Origin of the sequence: Streptomyces bacillaris, assembly GCF_003268675.1 — a bacterium.
In the GTDB taxonomy this organism is placed as follows: domain Bacteria; phylum Actinomycetota; class Actinomycetes; order Streptomycetales; family Streptomycetaceae; genus Streptomyces; species Streptomyces bacillaris.
Genome location: NZ_CP029378.1, coordinates 6,403,786 through 6,420,588, shown reverse-complemented (window position 1 = coordinate 6,420,588; position 16,803 = coordinate 6,403,786). Strand labels below are relative to the sequence as shown.

General features: G+C 70.9%; 18 protein-coding genes. 7 read left to right on the top strand and 11 right to left on the bottom strand.

Annotated elements, in window-relative coordinates; all coding sequences use genetic code 11:
• Positions 1-21: 21 nt before the first annotated feature.
• From DJ476_RS27950 to DJ476_RS27940, 4 genes are all read right to left on the bottom strand, one after another.
• On the bottom strand, positions 22-540 hold the full coding sequence (locus tag DJ476_RS27950; protein WP_019766552.1) for a SixA phosphatase family protein: 519 nt from the start codon (positions 538-540) through the stop codon (positions 22-24).
• 103 nt (positions 541-643) lie between these two features.
• Positions 644-940 carry a hypothetical protein gene (locus DJ476_RS27945; protein ID WP_112491817.1) on the bottom strand — a complete coding sequence of 99 codons (297 nt, stop codon included), beginning with the start codon at positions 938-940 and terminating at the stop codon, positions 644-646.
• 149 nt (positions 941-1,089) lie between these two features.
• Complete coding sequence (locus DJ476_RS35825) at positions 1,090-1,206, bottom strand: SGM_5486 family transporter-associated protein (protein ID WP_275539234.1); 117 nt, start codon at positions 1,204-1,206, stop codon at positions 1,090-1,092.
• Positions 1,207-1,223: 17 nt separating this feature from the next.
• Entirely contained in the window at positions 1,224-2,678 is a 1,455-nt protein-coding gene (locus DJ476_RS27940; RefSeq protein WP_112492644.1) for a CynX/NimT family MFS transporter, read from the bottom strand.
• Positions 2,679-2,796: 118 nt separating this feature from the next.
• On the opposite strand from DJ476_RS27940, the gene DJ476_RS27935 reads away from it, so the two are divergent.
• Positions 2,797-3,471, top strand: a complete 675-nt coding sequence (locus tag DJ476_RS27935; protein WP_018488218.1) for a FadR/GntR family transcriptional regulator — start codon at positions 2,797-2,799, stop codon at positions 3,469-3,471.
• Between the two features lie 37 nt (positions 3,472-3,508).
• Here the strand turns inward: DJ476_RS27935 and DJ476_RS27930 are convergent, their stop codons facing one another.
• The 3 genes from DJ476_RS27930 to fabG form a co-directional block, all read right to left on the bottom strand.
• Positions 3,509-3,880, bottom strand: a complete 372-nt coding sequence (locus tag DJ476_RS27930; RefSeq protein ID WP_070201471.1) for a hypothetical protein — start codon at positions 3,878-3,880, stop codon at positions 3,509-3,511.
• A 185-nt stretch (positions 3,881-4,065) separates the two neighbouring features.
• Positions 4,066-4,833 carry an enoyl-ACP reductase FabI gene (fabI, locus tag DJ476_RS27925; RefSeq protein WP_018488216.1) on the bottom strand — a complete coding sequence of 256 codons (768 nt, stop codon included), beginning with the start codon at positions 4,831-4,833 and terminating at the stop codon, positions 4,066-4,068.
• A 5-nt stretch (positions 4,834-4,838) separates the two neighbouring features.
• On the bottom strand, positions 4,839-5,558 hold the full coding sequence (gene fabG, locus DJ476_RS27920; RefSeq protein WP_103418801.1) for a 3-oxoacyl-[acyl-carrier-protein] reductase: 720 nt from the start codon (positions 5,556-5,558) through the stop codon (positions 4,839-4,841).
• Between the two features lie 237 nt (positions 5,559-5,795).
• Between fabG and DJ476_RS27915 the strand changes: the two genes are divergently transcribed.
• Genes DJ476_RS27915 through tyrS form a run of 3 tightly spaced genes read left to right on the top strand, consistent with a single transcriptional unit; the run spans position 5,796 to position 10,037 of the window.
• Entirely contained in the window at positions 5,796-7,319 is a 1,524-nt protein-coding gene (locus DJ476_RS27915; RefSeq protein WP_112491816.1) for a TldD/PmbA family protein, read from the top strand.
• Positions 7,316-8,710 carry a metallopeptidase TldD-related protein gene (locus DJ476_RS27910; protein ID WP_103418799.1) on the top strand — a complete coding sequence of 465 codons (1,395 nt, stop codon included), beginning with the start codon at positions 7,316-7,318 and terminating at the stop codon, positions 8,708-8,710. Before DJ476_RS27915 ends, DJ476_RS27910 begins: the two co-directional genes overlap by 4 nt.
• Before the next feature lie 52 nt (positions 8,711-8,762).
• Entirely contained in the window at positions 8,763-10,037 is a 1,275-nt protein-coding gene (gene tyrS, locus DJ476_RS27905) for a tyrosine--tRNA ligase (protein ID WP_103418798.1), read from the top strand.
• A gap of 154 nt (positions 10,038-10,191) precedes the next feature.
• On the opposite strand, the gene DJ476_RS27900 is transcribed toward tyrS, so the two are convergent.
• Positions 10,192-10,473 (bottom strand): GlsB/YeaQ/YmgE family stress response membrane protein, encoded by a 282-nt coding sequence (locus tag DJ476_RS27900; RefSeq protein ID WP_103418797.1) that lies wholly within the window; start codon positions 10,471-10,473, stop codon positions 10,192-10,194.
• Positions 10,474-10,693: 220 nt separating this feature from the next.
• Between DJ476_RS27900 and DJ476_RS27895 the strand changes: the two genes are divergently transcribed.
• A complete protein-coding gene (locus tag DJ476_RS27895) occupies positions 10,694-11,071 on the top strand; it encodes a DUF3099 domain-containing protein (protein ID WP_103418815.1) in 378 nt (125 codons plus the stop codon).
• 287 nt (positions 11,072-11,358) lie between these two features.
• The gene (locus DJ476_RS27890) at positions 11,359-11,601 is read left to right on the top strand and encodes a hypothetical protein (RefSeq protein ID WP_103418796.1); all 243 of its coding nucleotides are present in this window, start codon (positions 11,359-11,361) and stop codon (positions 11,599-11,601) included.
• Between the two features lie 9 nt (positions 11,602-11,610).
• On the opposite strand, the gene moaA is transcribed toward DJ476_RS27890, so the two are convergent.
• The 3 genes from moaA to DJ476_RS27875 form a co-directional block, all read right to left on the bottom strand.
• Positions 11,611-12,600: a GTP 3',8-cyclase MoaA gene (gene moaA / locus DJ476_RS27885; protein ID WP_318294907.1), complete on the bottom strand. Its 990-nt coding sequence runs from the start codon at positions 12,598-12,600 to the stop codon at positions 11,611-11,613.
• A gap of 273 nt (positions 12,601-12,873) precedes the next feature.
• Positions 12,874-14,514 carry a solute symporter family protein gene (locus tag DJ476_RS27880; protein WP_103418794.1) on the bottom strand — a complete coding sequence of 547 codons (1,641 nt, stop codon included), beginning with the start codon at positions 14,512-14,514 and terminating at the stop codon, positions 12,874-12,876.
• Positions 14,511-14,876, bottom strand: coding sequence for a DUF485 domain-containing protein (locus DJ476_RS27875; protein ID WP_103418793.1), 366 nt, complete (start codon positions 14,874-14,876; stop codon positions 14,511-14,513). The genes DJ476_RS27880 and DJ476_RS27875 overlap by 4 nt, the downstream gene beginning before the upstream one ends.
• A gap of 370 nt (positions 14,877-15,246) precedes the next feature.
• Between DJ476_RS27875 and DJ476_RS27865 the strand changes: the two genes are divergently transcribed.
• Entirely contained in the window at positions 15,247-16,785 is a 1,539-nt protein-coding gene (locus tag DJ476_RS27865) for a S8 family peptidase (protein ID WP_103418791.1), read from the top strand.
• Positions 16,786-16,803: the final 18 nt, after the last annotated feature.

Genomic DNA, 16,803 nt, shown 5'->3' with positions numbered 1-16,803 from the left:
CGACTCAGTCGTCGGGGCGGCTCAGTCGTTCGGCGTCCAGTACTCGACGAGGCGGCCCGCCCCGTGCTCCACGCTCTTCCAGGAGCCGGGGAACTCCACCACGGCGTAGGAGGCCGTGGGGAAGCCGTCCCTGGTCATCCGGGCCAGCGTGTCGCCCTCGGCCGAGCCGGAGAGCGCGTCGGCGGCCCCGTGCATCCCCGGGTTGTGGCCGATGACCAGGAGGTTGCGGACATCGTCCGGGGTCTCGTTGAACAGGGCGATCAGATCGCCGAGGGAGGCCTCGTACAGCCTCTCCTCGTAGACGGTCCGGGGGCGCTGGGCGAATTCGTGGACCGCCAGCTTCCAGGTCTCCCGGGTCCTGACGGCGCTGGAGCACAGGGCCAGATCGAAGTCGATGCCGGAGTCGGCGAGCCTGCGGCCGGCCACGGGCGCGTCCTTGCGACCGCGCTCGGCCAGCGGGCGCTCATGGTCGGAGGACTGCGACCATTCCGCCTTGGCATGCCTGAGAAGGACGATCCTGCGAGGTGTCTCGACGCTCATACACCTCAGCTTCGCATGAAACGCGGCCTGTGGCGCAGGGTGTTGACAGCCTCATCCGAAGGTGGACGTGCTGGTCCGGGGCGGGTCGGCGGCAGCGCGCGGCTCAGTGGGAGAGCAGTTGGAGGGTGCGCTCGATCAGCTGTCCGAGCGCGGGGTCGGCGGTGGCGGCCTGCGCCTGCCCCGGGCTCATGATCATGATCAGCAGGGCGCCGAACGCGACGACCGGGAGCGCCACGGCCCACCAGGGCAGCCGTATCTCCGCACGGTCGGCGGCCGGGCGGTGAAGGGCCGCCGGGTGACGGGGAACGGCCGGGCTGCGGGAGGCGGCCGGGTGACAGGGGACGGCCGGGCTGCGGGAGGCGGTCGGTCCTGGTGACCTGGGGTGCGCAGGGGCCGTCATGTCCGCCTCCGTGGGGTGTTCGGTTCGTTACCGAAGAACCTACGGAACGGGCGGCGGCGGTCCCATCCGGTGATCCACCCACTTCACCCTGACGCCGGCCCCCTAGGGGATGGTGGGGCCAGCCCCACCATGGGCGGGACCGGCCGCCGTCAGGGGGAGGCGATCGAGGCGATCACACCGATGACCACCGTGACGAGAAGCATCCCTCCGAAGACGAGGAGGAGCTTCTTCTGACCGTTCTTGGGCTGCGGATCGAGCACTGGCATGGGGCCAGTCTCGCATCTCAGCACTCGTCCTCGATCGTCCGGTCCCGCCCGGCCAGCACCCCGGCCACCATCTGCGGGATCATCAGCCCCGCCATCAGGGCGATCGGCAGCCCCCAGCCGCCGCTGTGCTGGTAGAGCACACCGACGAGCAGCGGGCCCGGGATCGAGAGCAGATAGCCGGTGGACTGGGCGAAGGCGGAGAGCCGGACCACGCCCGCCCCGGTCCGCGACCGCATCCCGATCATGGTGAGCGCGAGCGGGAAGGCGCAGTTGGCCACCCCGAGCAGCAGCGCCCAGGCCCAGGCACCGGCGGCCGGGGCCAGGTAGAGGCCCGTGTAGCCGATCAGGCCGCAGAGGCCGAGGACGACCACGATCGGGCCCTGCTGCCGGAGCCGTCCGGCGACCCGGGGGATGACGAAGGCGAGCGGCACGCCCATCGCCATGGTGACCGCGAGCAGGACGCCCGCCGTACCGGCCGGGACCCCCGCGTCGCGGAAGATCTGCGGCATCCAGCCCATGGTGATGTACGCGGCGGTCGCCTGGAGCCCGAAGAAGCAGGCCAGCCCCCACGCGGTACGGCTCCGGGTGATCCGGAGCGCCGGGGCCTCGGCGGAGCGCGCGTCGGCCGCCCCGGAAGCCGAGGCGGAACCGGAGGCCGCACCGGAAGCGGAACCGGAGGCAGGACCCGAACCCTCAGCCGAACCGGAGGCCGCACCGGAAGCGGAGGCCGCACCGGAACCCCGCCCGGGCCTCGTGGCCGCCGGCTGACCCGGCGCCGGGGTCCGGTCCCGTACGAGGACGATCCACGGCAGCACCGCGAGGGCGGCGAGCACGGCCCAGACGGCCAGCCCGGACTGCCAGTTGCCGCCGAGCGCGCCGGTGAGCGGGACGGTGACGGCGGCGGCGAGGGCCGTGCCGAGGGCCAGGGCCATGGAGTAGAGGCCGGTCATGGTGCCCACGCGGTCGGGGAACCAGCGCTTGACGATCACCGGCATCAGGATGTTGCTCACGGCGATGCCCATCAGGGCGAGCGCGCTGGCGGCCAGGAACCCGGCGGTGGAGCCGACGTACGGGCGGATCACCAGGCCCGCCGCGATGGCGGCCATGCCCGCGCAGACGACGGTGCCCGCGCCGAAGCGCCGGGCCAGCCGGGGTGCCATGACCCCGAAGACCGCGAAGCAGAGCGGCGGCACGGAGGTCAGCACGCCCGCCACGCTGCCGCTCATGTGCAGCCCTTCGCGGACCTCTTCGAGGAGGGCGCCGAGGCTGGTGATGGCGGGGCGGAGGTTGAGGGCGGCGAGGACGAGCCCGACGGCGATCAGGCGCAGCAGCCAGGGGGCCGGACCCGCGTCGACGGGCCCGGGAAGCCGCGGGGCGGGAAGCCGCGCGGCGGAGGATCCGGCGGAGCTGCGGTTCAGGGTCTGGGTCTGCGGTGGGGCCTGGGTCGGGGCCGGGGTCTCGTCGTGCGGCATGAGGCCCATCATAGAATCATGGGATGATTGGTTGTCCAATCCTCGGAGGTCCGGGTTCCTGAGAGAATCCGGCCGGACATCCCTCACACCTCACAGCCCGCCACGAGCAAGGAGCACCATGGCGCTGACGTCTCCCCGGCGTTCGGCACTCGCCGACCAGGTGATCGCGCAACTGCGGAACCAGATCACCTCGGGCGAGTGGCCGGTCGGCTCGCGGATCCCGACCGAGCCGGAGCTGGTCGAGCAGCTCGGCGTGGCCCGTAACACCGTGCGCGAGGCGGTACGGGCCCTGGCGCACAACGGGCTGCTGGACATCCGGCAGGGCTCGGGCACCTATGTGGTCGCCACCAGCGAGCTGGCCGGGGTGATGCACCGCCGCTTCGCCGCCGCCGATCCCCGCCACATCGCGGAGCTGCGCTCGACGCTGGAGTCCTCGGCCGCGCGGCTGGCCGCCGTACGGCGCACCGAGCGCGATCTGCGGCAGCTCGACACGCTGATGGCGCGCCGGGAGGAGGCATGGGCGTCGGGGGACGCGGAGGCGTTCGTGGCGGCCGACGCGACGCTGCACCTGGCGGTGGTCGCCGCCTCGCACAACGACGTACTGACCGAGCTGTACGCGGACCTCGGGGATCTGCTGCGCGACTATCTGCGCGGCGACGTGGGACCCGAGCTGCGCCCCGAGAACCACATGGACCACGCCCGGCTGGTCGAGGCGATCCGGGCCGGGGACGCGGAGACGGCGGCGGCCGAGGCGGCGAGCCATGCGCTGAACTGCCTGGCGGACCGGGTGTAGCCGAGCTCCCACGGCCGTCGGACCACGCCAGGACCGCTTACAGCGGGGCCGGACGGTGGCTGACCCAGGCGGTCGCGATCTCCTTCCAGCAGCGGTCCTCCAGCCGTACGGTCCGCCCCGGCTCCACCGCCACCGCCGCTCCGTCCGCGTCCACGTCCCACCAGCGGGCGCACTCGGTGTGGAGCTGGACCAGGTCGGTGGAGGGGTAGGGGTTGTGGCAGTACGCGACGACCCGGGAGCCCTCGATGGTCGTACGGCACTCGGAGCCGGCCGGTTCGGGCTCGGGGGGCGCCGCCGCCGTACCGGAGTCGGCACCGCTGGCCGCGCGGACCCCCAGGGGTACGGCGAGGGCGGCGACGGCCACCGACGCGGCGAGCAGGAGACGGGTGCGGCGACGCTCGGGGCGCACAGCGATCTCCCTCCCGCAGCCTGACCAGAAGTCCGGTTCCTCCACATTCTGCGGTGGATCGGCGGACTTTTCGACCGGAGCGGCGACGGGAGTCACGGACGGCGACGGCCCCCGGTCGCGTACCGCCTCGAAGAACGACGAGGAGGTACGCGGCCGGGGGCCGTCCCGCAGGGGTCGTACGCCGGTCAGGCGCCCATCATGTGCACGCCGCTGTCGACGTGGATGATCTCGCCCGTCGTCCGGGGGAAGAAGTCGGAGAGCAGCGCCACGACACCGCGGCCGGCCGGCTCCGGGTCGGACATGTCCCAGGCGAGCGGGGCCCGGGTGTTCCAGACGTCGGCCAGCTCGGCGAAGCCCGGGATGGACTTGGCGGCCATGGAGCCGATCGGTCCGGCGGAGATCAGGTTGCAGCGCAGCCCGTCCTTGCCCAGGTCACGGGCGAGGTAGCGGGAGGTGGCCTCCAGGGCGGCCTTGGCCGGGCCCATCCAGTCGTACTGCGGCCAGGCGTACTGGGCGTCGAAGGTGAGGCCGACGATCGAGCCGCCCTCGCTCATCAACGGCTTGCAGGCCATGGCCAGCGACTTCAGCGAGAACGCCGAGACATGCATCGCGGTGGCGACGGACTCGAACGGGGTGTTGAGGAAGTTGCCGCCGAGCGCGTCCTGCGGGGCGAAGCCGATGGAGTGGACGACGCCGTCGAGCGAGCCCAGCTCCTCGCGGACGAGGCCCTCCAGCCGGTCCAGGTGCTCCTGGTTGGTCACGTCCAGCTCGATGACCTTGGCGGGCTTCGGCAGCTTCTTGGCGATGCGCTCGGTCAGGGTCGGGCGCGGGAAGGCGGTGAGGATGACCTCGGCGCCCTGCTCCTGGGCCACCTTCGCGGTGTGGAACGCGATGGACGACTCCATCAGCACCCCGGTGATGAGGATGCGCTTGCCGTCGAGAATTCCGCTCATGGTGATCAGTGACCCATGCCCAATCCGCCGTCAACGGGGATGACGGCTCCAGTGATGTACGACGCGTCGTCGGAGGCGAGGAAGCACACCGCGGCGGCGATCTCCTCGGGCTGTGCGTAGCGGCCCAGCGGCACCTGGGACACGATGCCCTTGCGCTGCTCCTCGGTGAGCACCTGGGTCATGTCGGTGTCGACAAAGCCGGGGGCGACGACGTTGAAGGTGATGTTCCGGGAGCCCAGCTCACGGGCGAGGGAGCGGGCGAACCCGACCAGTCCGGCCTTGGAGGCGGCGTAGTTCGCCTGGCCCGCCGAGCCGAGGAGGCCGACGACGGAGGAGATCAGGACGACGCGGCCCTTCTTGGCGCGCAGCATGCCGCGGTTGGCGCGCTTGACGACCCGGAAGGTACCGGTGAGGTTGGTGTCGACGACGGAGGTGAAGTCCTCCTCCGACATCCGCATCAGCAACTGGTCCTTGGTGATACCGGCGTTGGCGACCAGCACCTCCACGGGACCGTGCTTGTCCTCGATCTCCTTGTAGGCCTGCTCCACCTGCTCGGCGTCGGTGATGTCGCAGCGGACCGCGAGAACGCCGGCTTCGGTGAGGGCCTGGGGCGGCTCGCCGGAGCGGTAGGTGATCGCTACCTGGTCGCCGTTGTCGGCGAAGGCGCGGGCGATGGCGAGGCCGATGCCCCGGTTTCCTCCGGTGACGAGAACCGAGCGGCTCAACGGATCACCCTTTCCTTGGCGGTGTGGTGCGCAGTCCATGACGGGCTGGTACGTCGAAAACCTATCGGTACCGTGCTCCGATCGAGGAATCGGGCCCTGACAGTGGCTTGTCCGGGGTGCTGTGGGGTTCCTACAGTCCGCACGGTTGCATGCCGGGCACACATGTCCGCGATATCCCCGGCTGTCCACACCGTGCGCATGGTTCACTGCCGTCGTGTATCGAGAAGGGAATTCCCTGTGCCCCACGAGGTAGATCAGTCATTCCTGGCCCTGCCGTTGCGCGCCCTGGCCGACGCGGCGCTCGCGCGGGCGCGGGCCCTCGGCGCCACGCACGCCGACTTCCGGCTGGAGCGGGTGCGCAGCGCCTCCCTGCGGCTGCGGGACGCGCGCCCGGCCGGGGCTTCGGACAGTACGGACCTCGGGTACGCGGTGCGGGTCGTGCACGGTGGCGCCTGGGGGTTCGCCTCCGGCGTGGACCTGACGATGGACGCGGCGGCGAAGGTGGCCTCGCAGGCCGTGGCGATGGCCAAGCTGTCGGCGAAGGTGATCGCGGCCGCCGGTTCCGACGAGCGGGTGGAGCTGGCGGACGAGCCGGTGCACGGCGAGCGGACCTGGGTCTCGGCGTACGACGTCGACCCGTTCTCCGTACCGGACGAGGAGAAGGCGGCGCTGCTCGCGGAGTGGAGCGGGCGGCTGCTGGGCGGGGACGGGGTGGCTCATGTGGACGCCTCTCTGATGACCGTGCACGAGAACAAGTTCTACGCGGACACGGCGGGGACGGTCACCACCCAGCAGCGGGTGCGCATCCAGCCGCAGTTGACGGCGGTGGCGGTGGACTCCGCGACCGGTGAGTTCGACTCCATGCGGACGATCGCACCGCCGGCCGGGCGCGGCTGGGAGTATCTGACCGGCACCGGCTGGGACTGGGACGCGGAGCTGGAGCAGATCCCGGGGCTGCTGGCGGAGAAGATGCGGGCGCCGAGCGTCGAGGCGGGGACGTACGACCTGGTCGTCGACCCGTCGAACCTCTGGCTGACCATCCACGAGTCGATCGGCCACGCCACCGAGCTGGACCGGGCGCTCGGTTACGAGGCGGCGTACGCGGGCACGTCGTTCGCCACCTTCGACCAGCTCGGCAAGCTGACGTACGGCTCCCCCGTCATGAACGTGACCGGTGACCGCACCGCCGAACACGGGCTGGCGACCATCGGGTACGACGACGAGGGCGTCGAGGCGCAGTCCTGGGACCTGGTCAAGGACGGCACCCTCGTCGGTTACCAGCTGGACCGCCGCATCGCGAAGCTCACCGGGCTCGGCCGCTCCAACGGGTGCGCGTTCGCGGACTCCCCGGGCCATGTCCCCGTACAGCGCATGGCGAACGTGTCGCTCCAGCCGGACCCGGGCGGGCTGTCCACGGAGGATCTGATCGGCGGGGTCGAGCGCGGGATCTACGTGGTCGGTGACCGGTCCTGGTCGATCGACATGCAGCGCTACAACTTCCAGTTCACCGGGCAGCGGTTCTTCCGCATCGAGAACGGCCGCCTCGCCGGGCAGCTGCGCGATGTGGCGTACCAGGCGACGACGACGGACTTCTGGGGCTCGATGGAGAAGGTCGGCGGCCCGCAGACGTATGTCCTCGGCGGCGCGTTCAACTGCGGCAAGGCCCAGCCGGGCCAGGTCGCGGCGGTCTCCCACGGCTGCCCCTCCGCCCTCTTCCGAGGCGTGAACATCCTCAATACGACGCAGGAGGCCGGACGATGAGCCGCGTCAGCAAGCCGTACGAGATCGTCGAGCGGGCTCTGGAGCTGTCCACCACGGACGGTCTGGTGGTCATCGCGGACGAGCACTCCTCCGCCAATCTGCGCTGGGCGGGCAACGCGCTCACCACCAACGGCGTGGCCCGGGGGCGGACCCTCACCGTCATCGCGACCGTCGACGGGGCCCAGGGCACGGCCTCCGGTGTCGTCTCCCGGTCCGCCGTGACCGCCGACGACCTGGAGCCCCTGGTACGGGCCGCCGAGGCCGCCGCCCGGGGCGCGGGTCCGGCGGAGGACGCGCAGCCCCTGGTCAGCGGGGTGCCCTCGTCGCCCGACTTCACGGACGCGCCCGCCGAGACCGGCTCGGAGGTCTTCGCGGACTTCGCCCCGGCCCTCGGTGACGCCTTCGCCCGGGCCCGCTCCGGTGGCCGCGAGCTGTACGGGTTCGCCAACCACGAGCTGACCTCCACCTACCTGGGGACGTCGACGGGGCTGCGGCTCCGCCACGACCAGCCGACGGGGACGCTGGAGCTGAACGCCAAGTCTCCGGACCGGACCCGTTCCGCGTGGGCGGGGCGGTCGACCCGGGACTTCAAGGACGTCGACCCGGCGGCGATGGACGCGGAGCTGGCGCAGCGGCTGGGCTGGGCGGAGCGGCGGATCGAGCTGCCCGCCGGGCGGTACGAGACGCTGCTGCCGCCGACCGCCGTGGCGGACCTGTTGATCTACCAGCTCTGGTCGTCCACCGCGCGGGACGCCGTGGAGGGCCGGACGGTCTTCTCCCAGCCGGGCGGCGGTACGCGGCTGGGCGAGACGCTGGCGCCGCTGCCGCTGACCCTGCGCAGCGACCCGCACGCGCCGGGGCTGGAGTCGGCGCCGTTCGTGATCGCCCACTCCTCCGGCGACAGCGCCTCGGTCTTCGACAACGGGCTGCCGCTGGCCCCGACGGACTGGATCCGGGAGGGGAAGCTGGAGCGGCTGACGACGACCCGGCACTCGGCGGCCCTCACCGGGCTGCCGGTCGCCCCGGCGATCGACAACCTGGTGCTGGACGGGGGCGGTGAGCGGTCACTGGAGGAGATGGTGGCCGCGACGACCGGGCGGGCGCTGCTGCTGACCTGCCTCTGGTACATCAGGGAGGTGGACCCGGCGACGCTGCTGCTCACCGGGCTGACCCGGGACGGCGTCTATCTGGTGGAGGACGGCGAGGTGGTCGGTGAGGTGAACAACTTCCGGTTCAACGAATCGCCGGTGGACCTGCTCTCCCGGGCCTCGGAGGCGGGGCGTACGGAGAAGACGCTGCCGCGCGAGTGGGGCGACTGGTTCACCCGGGCCGCGATGCCCGCGCTGCGCATCCCGGACTTCAACATGAGCTCGGTCAGCCAGGGCGTGTGACCCGCCTAGACTGGCCCGTGCATCCCTACCAACTGCAAGGAGCACCGGAACCGTGACGGACATCGTCGACGAGCTGAAGTGGCGCGGGCTGTTCGCCCAGTCCACCGACGAGGACGCATTGCGCAAGGCTCTCGCGGACGGTCCCGTCACCTTCTATTGCGGCTTCGATCCGACCGCGGCGAGCCTCCACGTGGGCCACCTCGTGCAGGTCCTCACCGTGCGCCGGCTCCAGCTGGCGGGGCACCGCCCGCTCGCCCTGGTCGGCGGGGCCACCGGTCAGATCGGTGACCCGCGCCCGACCGCCGAGCGCACGCTGAACGACCCGGAGACGGTCGCGGCCTGGGTGCAGCGGCTTCGGCAGCAGATCGAGCCGTTCCTCACCTTCGAGGGTCCGAACGCGGCGACGATGGTCAACAACCTGGACTGGACCGCGGGCATGTCCGCGATCGAGTTCCTGCGGGACATCGGCAAGCACTTCCGGGTCAACAAGATGCTCACCAAGGACTCGGTCGCCCGCCGGCTGGAGTCGCAGGAGGGCATCAGCTACACGGAGTTCAGCTACCAGCTCCTCCAGGGCATGGACTTCCTGGAGCTGTACCGCCGCTACGGCTGTGTCCTCCAGCAGGGCGGCAGCGACCAGTGGGGCAACCTCACCGCGGGCATCGACCTGATCCACCGGCTTGAGCCGGGTGCCACCGTGCACGCGCTGGCGACGCCGCTGATGGTGAAGGCGGACGGGACCAAGTTCGGCAAGTCCGAGAGCGGTGCCGTCTGGCTGGACCCGGAGATGACCACGCCGTACGCGTTCTACCAGTTCTGGCTGAACGTGGACGACCGGGACATCACGCGGTACATGCGCATCCTCAGCTTCAAGAGCCGTGCGGAGCTGGAGGAGCTGGAGCAGCTGACCGAGGAGCGGCCGCAGGCCCGTTCGGCGCAGCGCGCGCTGGCCGAGGAGCTGACCACGCTGGTGCACGGCGGCGAGCAGTGCGCGGCGGTCATCGCGGCGTCGAAGGCGCTGTTCGGGCAGGGCGATCTGGCGGAGCTGGACGAGGCGACGCTGAGCGCGGCTCTCTCCGAGGTGCCGCACGCCCGGGTCCCCGAGCTGGGTCCGCTGGTGGACCTCCTGGTCGAGGTCGGGCTCGCGCCGAGCAAGTCGGGGGCCCGCCGTACGGTCAAGGAGGGCGGCGCCTACGTGAACAACGTGAAGGTCGTCGACGGCGAGGTCGCGCCGGACGCCGGGGAGCTGCTGCACGGGCGCTGGCTGGTGCTGCGCCGGGGCAAGAAGAACCTGGCGGCGGTGGAGGTCGTCCCGGCGGCCGGCTGATCCACGCCGCCGCATCACGTACGGGCACGACAGCGCCACGTACGGCACGATCGCACCACGTACAGCATGGCACCGCGTACGGCACCACAGCGCCGCGGCCGGACACGCTCTTCCTCGCGTGTCCGGCCGCGGCGCTGTGGTGTCCGGCCCCGGGTCAGGTTCTGTTTCTGTTCCTGTTGCCCCGGATGGACTGCCAGGCCATGTCCCCGACCCCGACGACGGCCACGGCACCGATCAGCTGGAGCAGATGGCGGATCCAGTCGATGCCCTTGGTGTCCTCGACGCCGATCCAGCCGGCCACGGCATTACCGAGGATGGAGCCGAGAATGCCGAACACGATCGTCAGCCAGAGCGGGATGTCCTGTTTGCCCGGCAGGATCGCCCGTGCGATCACACCGAGCACCAGGCCCACGATGATTGCCCACAACCAGCCCATTTCGCCTCCTCGTACAGCGCGGAGTGCGCGTCCGCCCCAGTCTCGGCGCCGCCCGGCGGGGCCGCACTCCGGGCAGGGCCGTACGGGTGGGCCGTACGGGTGGGACGGCTGCCGTACGCCACCGGGGGGCGCCCCGGTCTTCGGTCCGGCGAGGGCCCGGCGTACGGTGGATGCGGCCCGGTCCGGGAGCGTCCGGCACAGAGATCTGGTGGTGGAACACATGCTGCGGAAGAGCGACGAGGTGGAGGTCTTCCGGATCACGGGGGCCCGTCAGGGGCTGGCCGACGACGTGCGGGGCAGACAGCGGCGCTATGTGATCTCGATGTCCGTGCGTACGGTCTCGGTGGTGCTGGCCGCGGCGCTGTGGAACGTGGAGCGGCATGTCGCGATCGTCGCGCTGGTGCTGGGGGTGCTGCTGCCGTACATCGCGGTGGTCATCGCCAACGCGGGCCGGGAGAACGCCCCTTCGCTGCCGTCGACGTATCTTTCGGCGCCGGTCCGGCCCGCCGTGGAGGCGGGTCCGGCCGCCGGTTCCGCCGAGTCGGCGGGTCCTCACGAGCGCTCGGGGTGGGTGCCTCCGGCGCAGGAGCACAGGTGAGCGTACGCACCCCGGAAAGCTCTGGAAAAGCTCAGATCAATCATGACGTTCCGGTGCACCGCACCCCGGTCCCCGTGACATACTTCGAGTGCGCTCCGCATCCCCCGTCGGAGCGATGGACCGACGCCGGGCAGCTCCCCCCGTGGCTGCCCGGCGTCGCCGTTTCTCCGGCCGGGGATGCATCATTCACCGTATGCAGCGGCCGACTTCGCCGTGGACAGCACACGGCTCGGGCGTGCTCGGCGCCTGGCTTCGGGCCATCTCCCGGCCTGACTTAGGCTGGTCCCGTGATCTTCCCCGAGACCTCCGCCGAGAGCGCCGCCGGTGCCCCGATCTGTTCCGCCAAGGGCTGCCGGGCCGACGCGGTCTGGGTGCTCGCCTGGAACAACCCCAAGCTGCACACGCCGGACCGGCGCAAGACCTGGCTGGCCTGCGAGGAGCACCGGGAGCACCTCTCGCAGTTCCTGGGCGTACGGGGGTTCCTCAAGGACGTCGTGGCGCTGGCGGACTGGGAGTCGGGGAGCTCCTAGAGGGGTGTATCAGCCTCCGATGGCCGACATCGGCCGGTCCGGCTGGAGGAAGGACGGGTCGTCCAGTCCGGAGCCCGCCTTCTTGCCCCACATGGCGACCTTCCAGAGCCGGGCGATCTCCTCGTCCGGCGCGTCCGAGCGGAGGGCGGAGCGCAGGTCCGTCTCCTCGCGGGCGAAGAGGCAGGTGCGGATCTGGCCGTCGGCGGTGAGCCGGGTGCGGTCGCAGGCGCGGCAGAACGGGCGGGTGACCGAGGCGATCACACCGACGCGGTGCGGGCCGCCGTCGACGGTCCAGCGCTCGGCGGGGGCGGAGCCGCGGGCCTCGTCGTCCTCCGGGGTGAGGGTGAAGCGGGTGCGCAGCGAGGCGAGGATGTCGCCCGCGGTGATCATGCCGTCGCGCTTCCAGCCGTGCTGGGCGTCCAGGGGCATCTGCTCGATGAAGCGGAGCTCGTAGTCGTTGGCCACGGCCCAGGCGAGCAGCTCGGGGGCCTCGTCGTCGTTGAGTCCCGGCATCAGGACGGAGTTGACCTTCACCGGGGTGAGGTCGGCCTCGCGGGCGGCTTCGAGGCCTTCCAGCACGTCCTTGTGGCGGTCGCGGCGGGTGAGGGTCTTGAAGACGTCGGGGCGCAGGGTGTCCAGCGAGACGTTGACCCGGTCGAGGCCCGCGGCCTTGAGGGCGGTGGCGGTCCGCTTGAGGCCGATGCCGTTGGTCGTGAGGGACATGCGGGGGCGCGGGGTGAGCGCGGCGCACTGCTCGACGATGGAGACGAGGCCGGGGCGGAGCAGGGGCTCGCCGCCGGTGAAGCGGACCTCGGTGATGCCGAGGGAGGTGACCGCGATACGGATCAGGCGCACGATCTCGTCGTCGGAGAGCAGCTCGCTCTTGCCGAGCCACTGCAGCCCTTCTTCCGGCATGCAGTAGGTGCACCGCAGATTGCACTTGTCGGTCAGTGACACGCGCAGATCGGTGGCGACCCTGTCATAGGTGTCGATGAGCACGGTGGGCCCCTCCCCCGGTGGTGTCCGCGATGGTGCGGTCATGCGTCTCTCCGGCTGACATGCGGCTCTCCGGTGGAAAGGTGTCGCCCCGGCCGGCTCTCACCGTCCTCGGCCGCCGCCCTCTCCGCCGTCTCTTCCGAGCCTACGTGAGACCGGTGACATCGCGGGGGCCCGTTTGCCACGAGGTGCGGCCGGGCCGCGTCGTAGGACTCTACGACGCGGCCCGGCCTCGGGAGTGGGTGATGAACCGAACGGCTCCGTGAATTCCTTCTCTCAGTGCGCTCCGGTGCCGGTGAGGGACTTGACCTCCAGTTCGGCGTACTTGTCCGTGTCGGCCTTCTCCTTGCCGATCACCGAGCCGAGCCAGCCGAGCAGGAAGCCGAGCGGGATCGAGATCAGGCCGGGGTTCTCCAGCGGGAACCAGGCGAAGTCGACGCCCGGGAACATCGAGGTCGGCCTGGAGGAGACGACCGGCGAGAAGAGCACCAGCAGGACGGAGGAGGAGAGCCCGCCGTAGATGGACCAGAGGGCCCCCTGCGTGGTGAACCGCTTCCAGAAGAGGCTGTAGAGGATCGTCGGCAGGTTGGCGGAGGCGGCGACCGCGAAGGCGAGGGCCACGAGACCGGCCACGTTGAGGTCGCGGGCGAGGGCGCCGAGGGCGATGGAGACGACACCGATGGCGACGGTGGCCCAGCGTGCGGCGCGGACCTCCTCCTTCTCGGTGGCCTGCCCCTTGCGGATCACGTTGGCGTAGATGTCGTGCGCGAAGGACGAGGAGGAGGCGAGGGTGAGTCCGGCGACGACGGCGAGGATGGTCGCGAAGGCGACGGCGGAGATCACCGCTAGGAGGATCGCGCCGCCGGTGGAGCCGGAGCCGCCGCCGATCTCCAGGGCCGCGAGTGGTGCCGCCGTGTTGCCCGCCTTGTTCGAGGCGATGATGTCGTCGGGGTTGAGGATCGCGGCGGCGCCGAAGCCGAGCACGATCGTCATCAGGTAGAAGGCTCCGATGATGCCGATCGCCCAGTTCACGGACTTACGGGCGGCCTTGGCGGTGGGCACGGTGTAGAAGCGGATCAGGATGTGCGGCAGGCCCGCGGTGCCGAGGACCAGGGCGATGCCGAGCGAGATGAAGTCCAGCTTCGAGACGCCGTCGGCGCCGTACTTCAGACCGGGCTCCAGGAAGGCAGCACCCTTGCCGCTGTTGCTGGCGGCGGTGCCGAGCAGGTCGGAGATGTTGAAGTTGAACTTCAGCAGGATCAGGAAGGTGATGAGCAGGGTGCCCGCGATGAGCAGGACGGCCTTGACCATCTGCACCCAGGTGGTGCCCTTCATGCCGCCGATGGTGACGTACAGGATCATCAGCACGCCGACCAGGGCGACGATGACGATCTTGCCGAAGTCGCTGGTGATGCCGAGCAGCAGCGAGACGAGGACGCCCGCACCGGCCATCTGGGCCAGCAGGTAGAAGATCGAGACGACGATGGTGGACGTACCGGCGGCGGTGCGCACGGGGCGCTGGCGCATCCGGTAGGCGAGGACGTCGCCCATGGTGTAGCGGCCGGAGTTGCGCAGCGGTTCGGCGACCAGGAGCAGGGCGACGAGCCAGGCGACGAGGAAGCCGATGGAGTAGAGGAAGCCGTCGTAGCCGAAGAGGGCGATGGCGCCCGCGATGCCGAGGAAGGACGCGGCGGACATGTAGTCGCCGGAGACCGCGAGCCCGTTCTGGAATCCGGTGAACTGGCGGCCGCCCGCGTAGAAGTCGGCGGCGCTCTTGGTCTGGCGGCCGGCCCACACGGTGATGAAGAGGGTCGCCACGACGAAGGCGGCGAACAGGGTGATGATCAGCGGCCGGTGCTCACCCGCGCTGTCGGCGGCGAGCTGGACGGTCGGGTAGAGGGTGTGGGCGGCGCTCATGCGTCGGCCTCCATACGGGACTTGATCGCTTCGGCCTTCGGGTCGAGCTTGGTGGCGGCGTGCCGGGAGTAGAGCCAGGCGATGAGGAAGGTGGTGGCGAACTGGGCGAGGCCGAGGACGAGCGCCATGTTGATGTTGCCGAGGACCTTGGTGCCCATGAAGTCGCCCGCGTAGTTGCAGAGCAGGACGTAGAGCAGGTACCAGGCGACGAAGCCGACGGTGAGCGGGAAGGCGAAGGACCGGAACGAGCGGCGCAGGTCGGCGAACTCGGCACTCGCCTGCACCGCGTTGTACGCCTCGGTGGTGGGCTGGGCAGGGCTCGTGCCGACCGGGCCCTCGGGCGGCGGTGCATCGGTAGCCACGGAATCTCCTCGCGACGCTGGTGCGGTGATCTGGGGAACGGTGGGTGTCATGGGAGGCCTCGCTTACCGGGGGACGGTGATGTGCCTCCTGGACAACGGCACGGAGAGCGCGACGAAGCGGTTCACCGGATCTTTCGCCTTCTCGGCCGCATACCGGCGGGCGGTGAGGCTCAGCTCCGACGGACGGTGCGGCTCGATTCCGGTGGCGGGAAAGCCACCCGTACGCATTCGGCCGCACAGGTGCACTCTTCGAACTCACTTGCCCCAAATCGTTGATACGCCGGGAAGATCAACGGTAGCTTCACTCGTCATGTACGCGACCGAACACGCCAGGTGTCCGGTCGTCCGGCACGGATGATGTGGAGAACCCATGGCTCATCTGGCATCGAGACGGGCCCGCGCGCTGGCGCTGCCCGTCGGACTCGCACTCGTCGCCTCGCTCGGCTTCCTGCCGGCGGCGACGGCCACGGCGGCGCCCACCGGCGCCCCGGCCACCGCGACCCCGCGGACCGACGGGCCGAAGCTCAGCTACGTCGTCAACACCGGCACCGGCCGCGCGGCCGTCCAGCGGGTGGAGAAGGCCGTCAAGCAGGCCGGCGGCACGGTCGTCATCTCGTACGAGCAGATCGGCGTGATCGTCGCCCACTCGCAGAACCCGGCCTTCGGCGAAACGATCCGGCGCGTACGGGGAGTGGCGTCGGCGGGCGCGACCAGGACCAACCCGATCGTGCCGCAGGCCACCAAGGACGTCGGCGCCATAGCGCAGCCGCTGACCGAGGCCCAGGCCGCAGCCGCGGCAGCAGCCGCGACGGCGGACGAGGACCCGCTGGAGCCGCTCCAGTGGTCGCTGCCCGCGATCAAGGCGGACAAGGCGCACCAGAAGTCGCTGGGTTCGAAGCGGGTCACGGTCGCCGTCATCGACACGGGCGTCGACGACACCCACCCGGACCTGGCGCCCAACTTCGACCGCGCCGCCTCCGTCAACTGTGTGACGGGCGCTCCGGACACCACCGCCGGCTCCTGGCGACCGGCGGCGGGCGAGAGCGACCACGGCACGCATGTGGCGGGCACCATCGCCGCGGCGAAGAACGGCTTCGGCGTGACCGGTGTGGCGCCGGGTGTGAAGGTCTCCGGCATCAAGGTCTCCACCCCCGAGGGCTTCTTCTACACCGAGGCCGTCGTCTGCGGCTTCCTGTGGGCGGCCGAGCGGGGCGTCGACGTGACGAACAACAGCTACTACACCGACCCGTGGCTGTTCGCCTGCAAGAACGACGCGGACCAGGGCGCCCTGGTCGAGTCCCTCACCCGGGCCGTCAAGTACGCCGAGCGCAAGGGCACGGTCAACGTCGCCGCCGCGGGCAACGCCCGCCACGACCTGGCCGCCCGCACGATCGAGGACCGGACCAGCCCGAACGACACCGAGCCGGTCACCCGGACGATCGACCCGCGCGTCTGCCCCGACATCCCGACCATGCTGCCGGGCGTCGTGACGGTCGCCGCGACGGGCGCCAAGGGCCTCAAGTCCTCGTACTCGAACTACGGCAAGGGCGTCATCGACGTCGCGGCGCCGGGCGGTGACTCGACGGTCTACCAGACCCCCGAGCCGCCGGCCGTCAACGGGCTGATCCTCTCCACGCTGCCGGGCGGCAAGTTCGGCTACAAGGCCGGTACGTCGATGGCCTCCCCGCACGTCGCGGGCGTCGTGGCCCTCATCAAGTCCCGCCACCCCTACGCCCCGCCGGCCGCGGTGAAGGTGCTGCTGGGCCTCCAGGCGGACGCGAAGGCGTGCGGTGAGCCGTACGACTACAACGGTGACGGGGTCATCGACGCGGTCTGCGAGGGCGGCACGAGCTACAACGGCTTCTACGGGGCCGGTGTGGTGGACGCGCTGGACGCGGTCCGCTGGTAGGCGCGTGACGCGATAGGC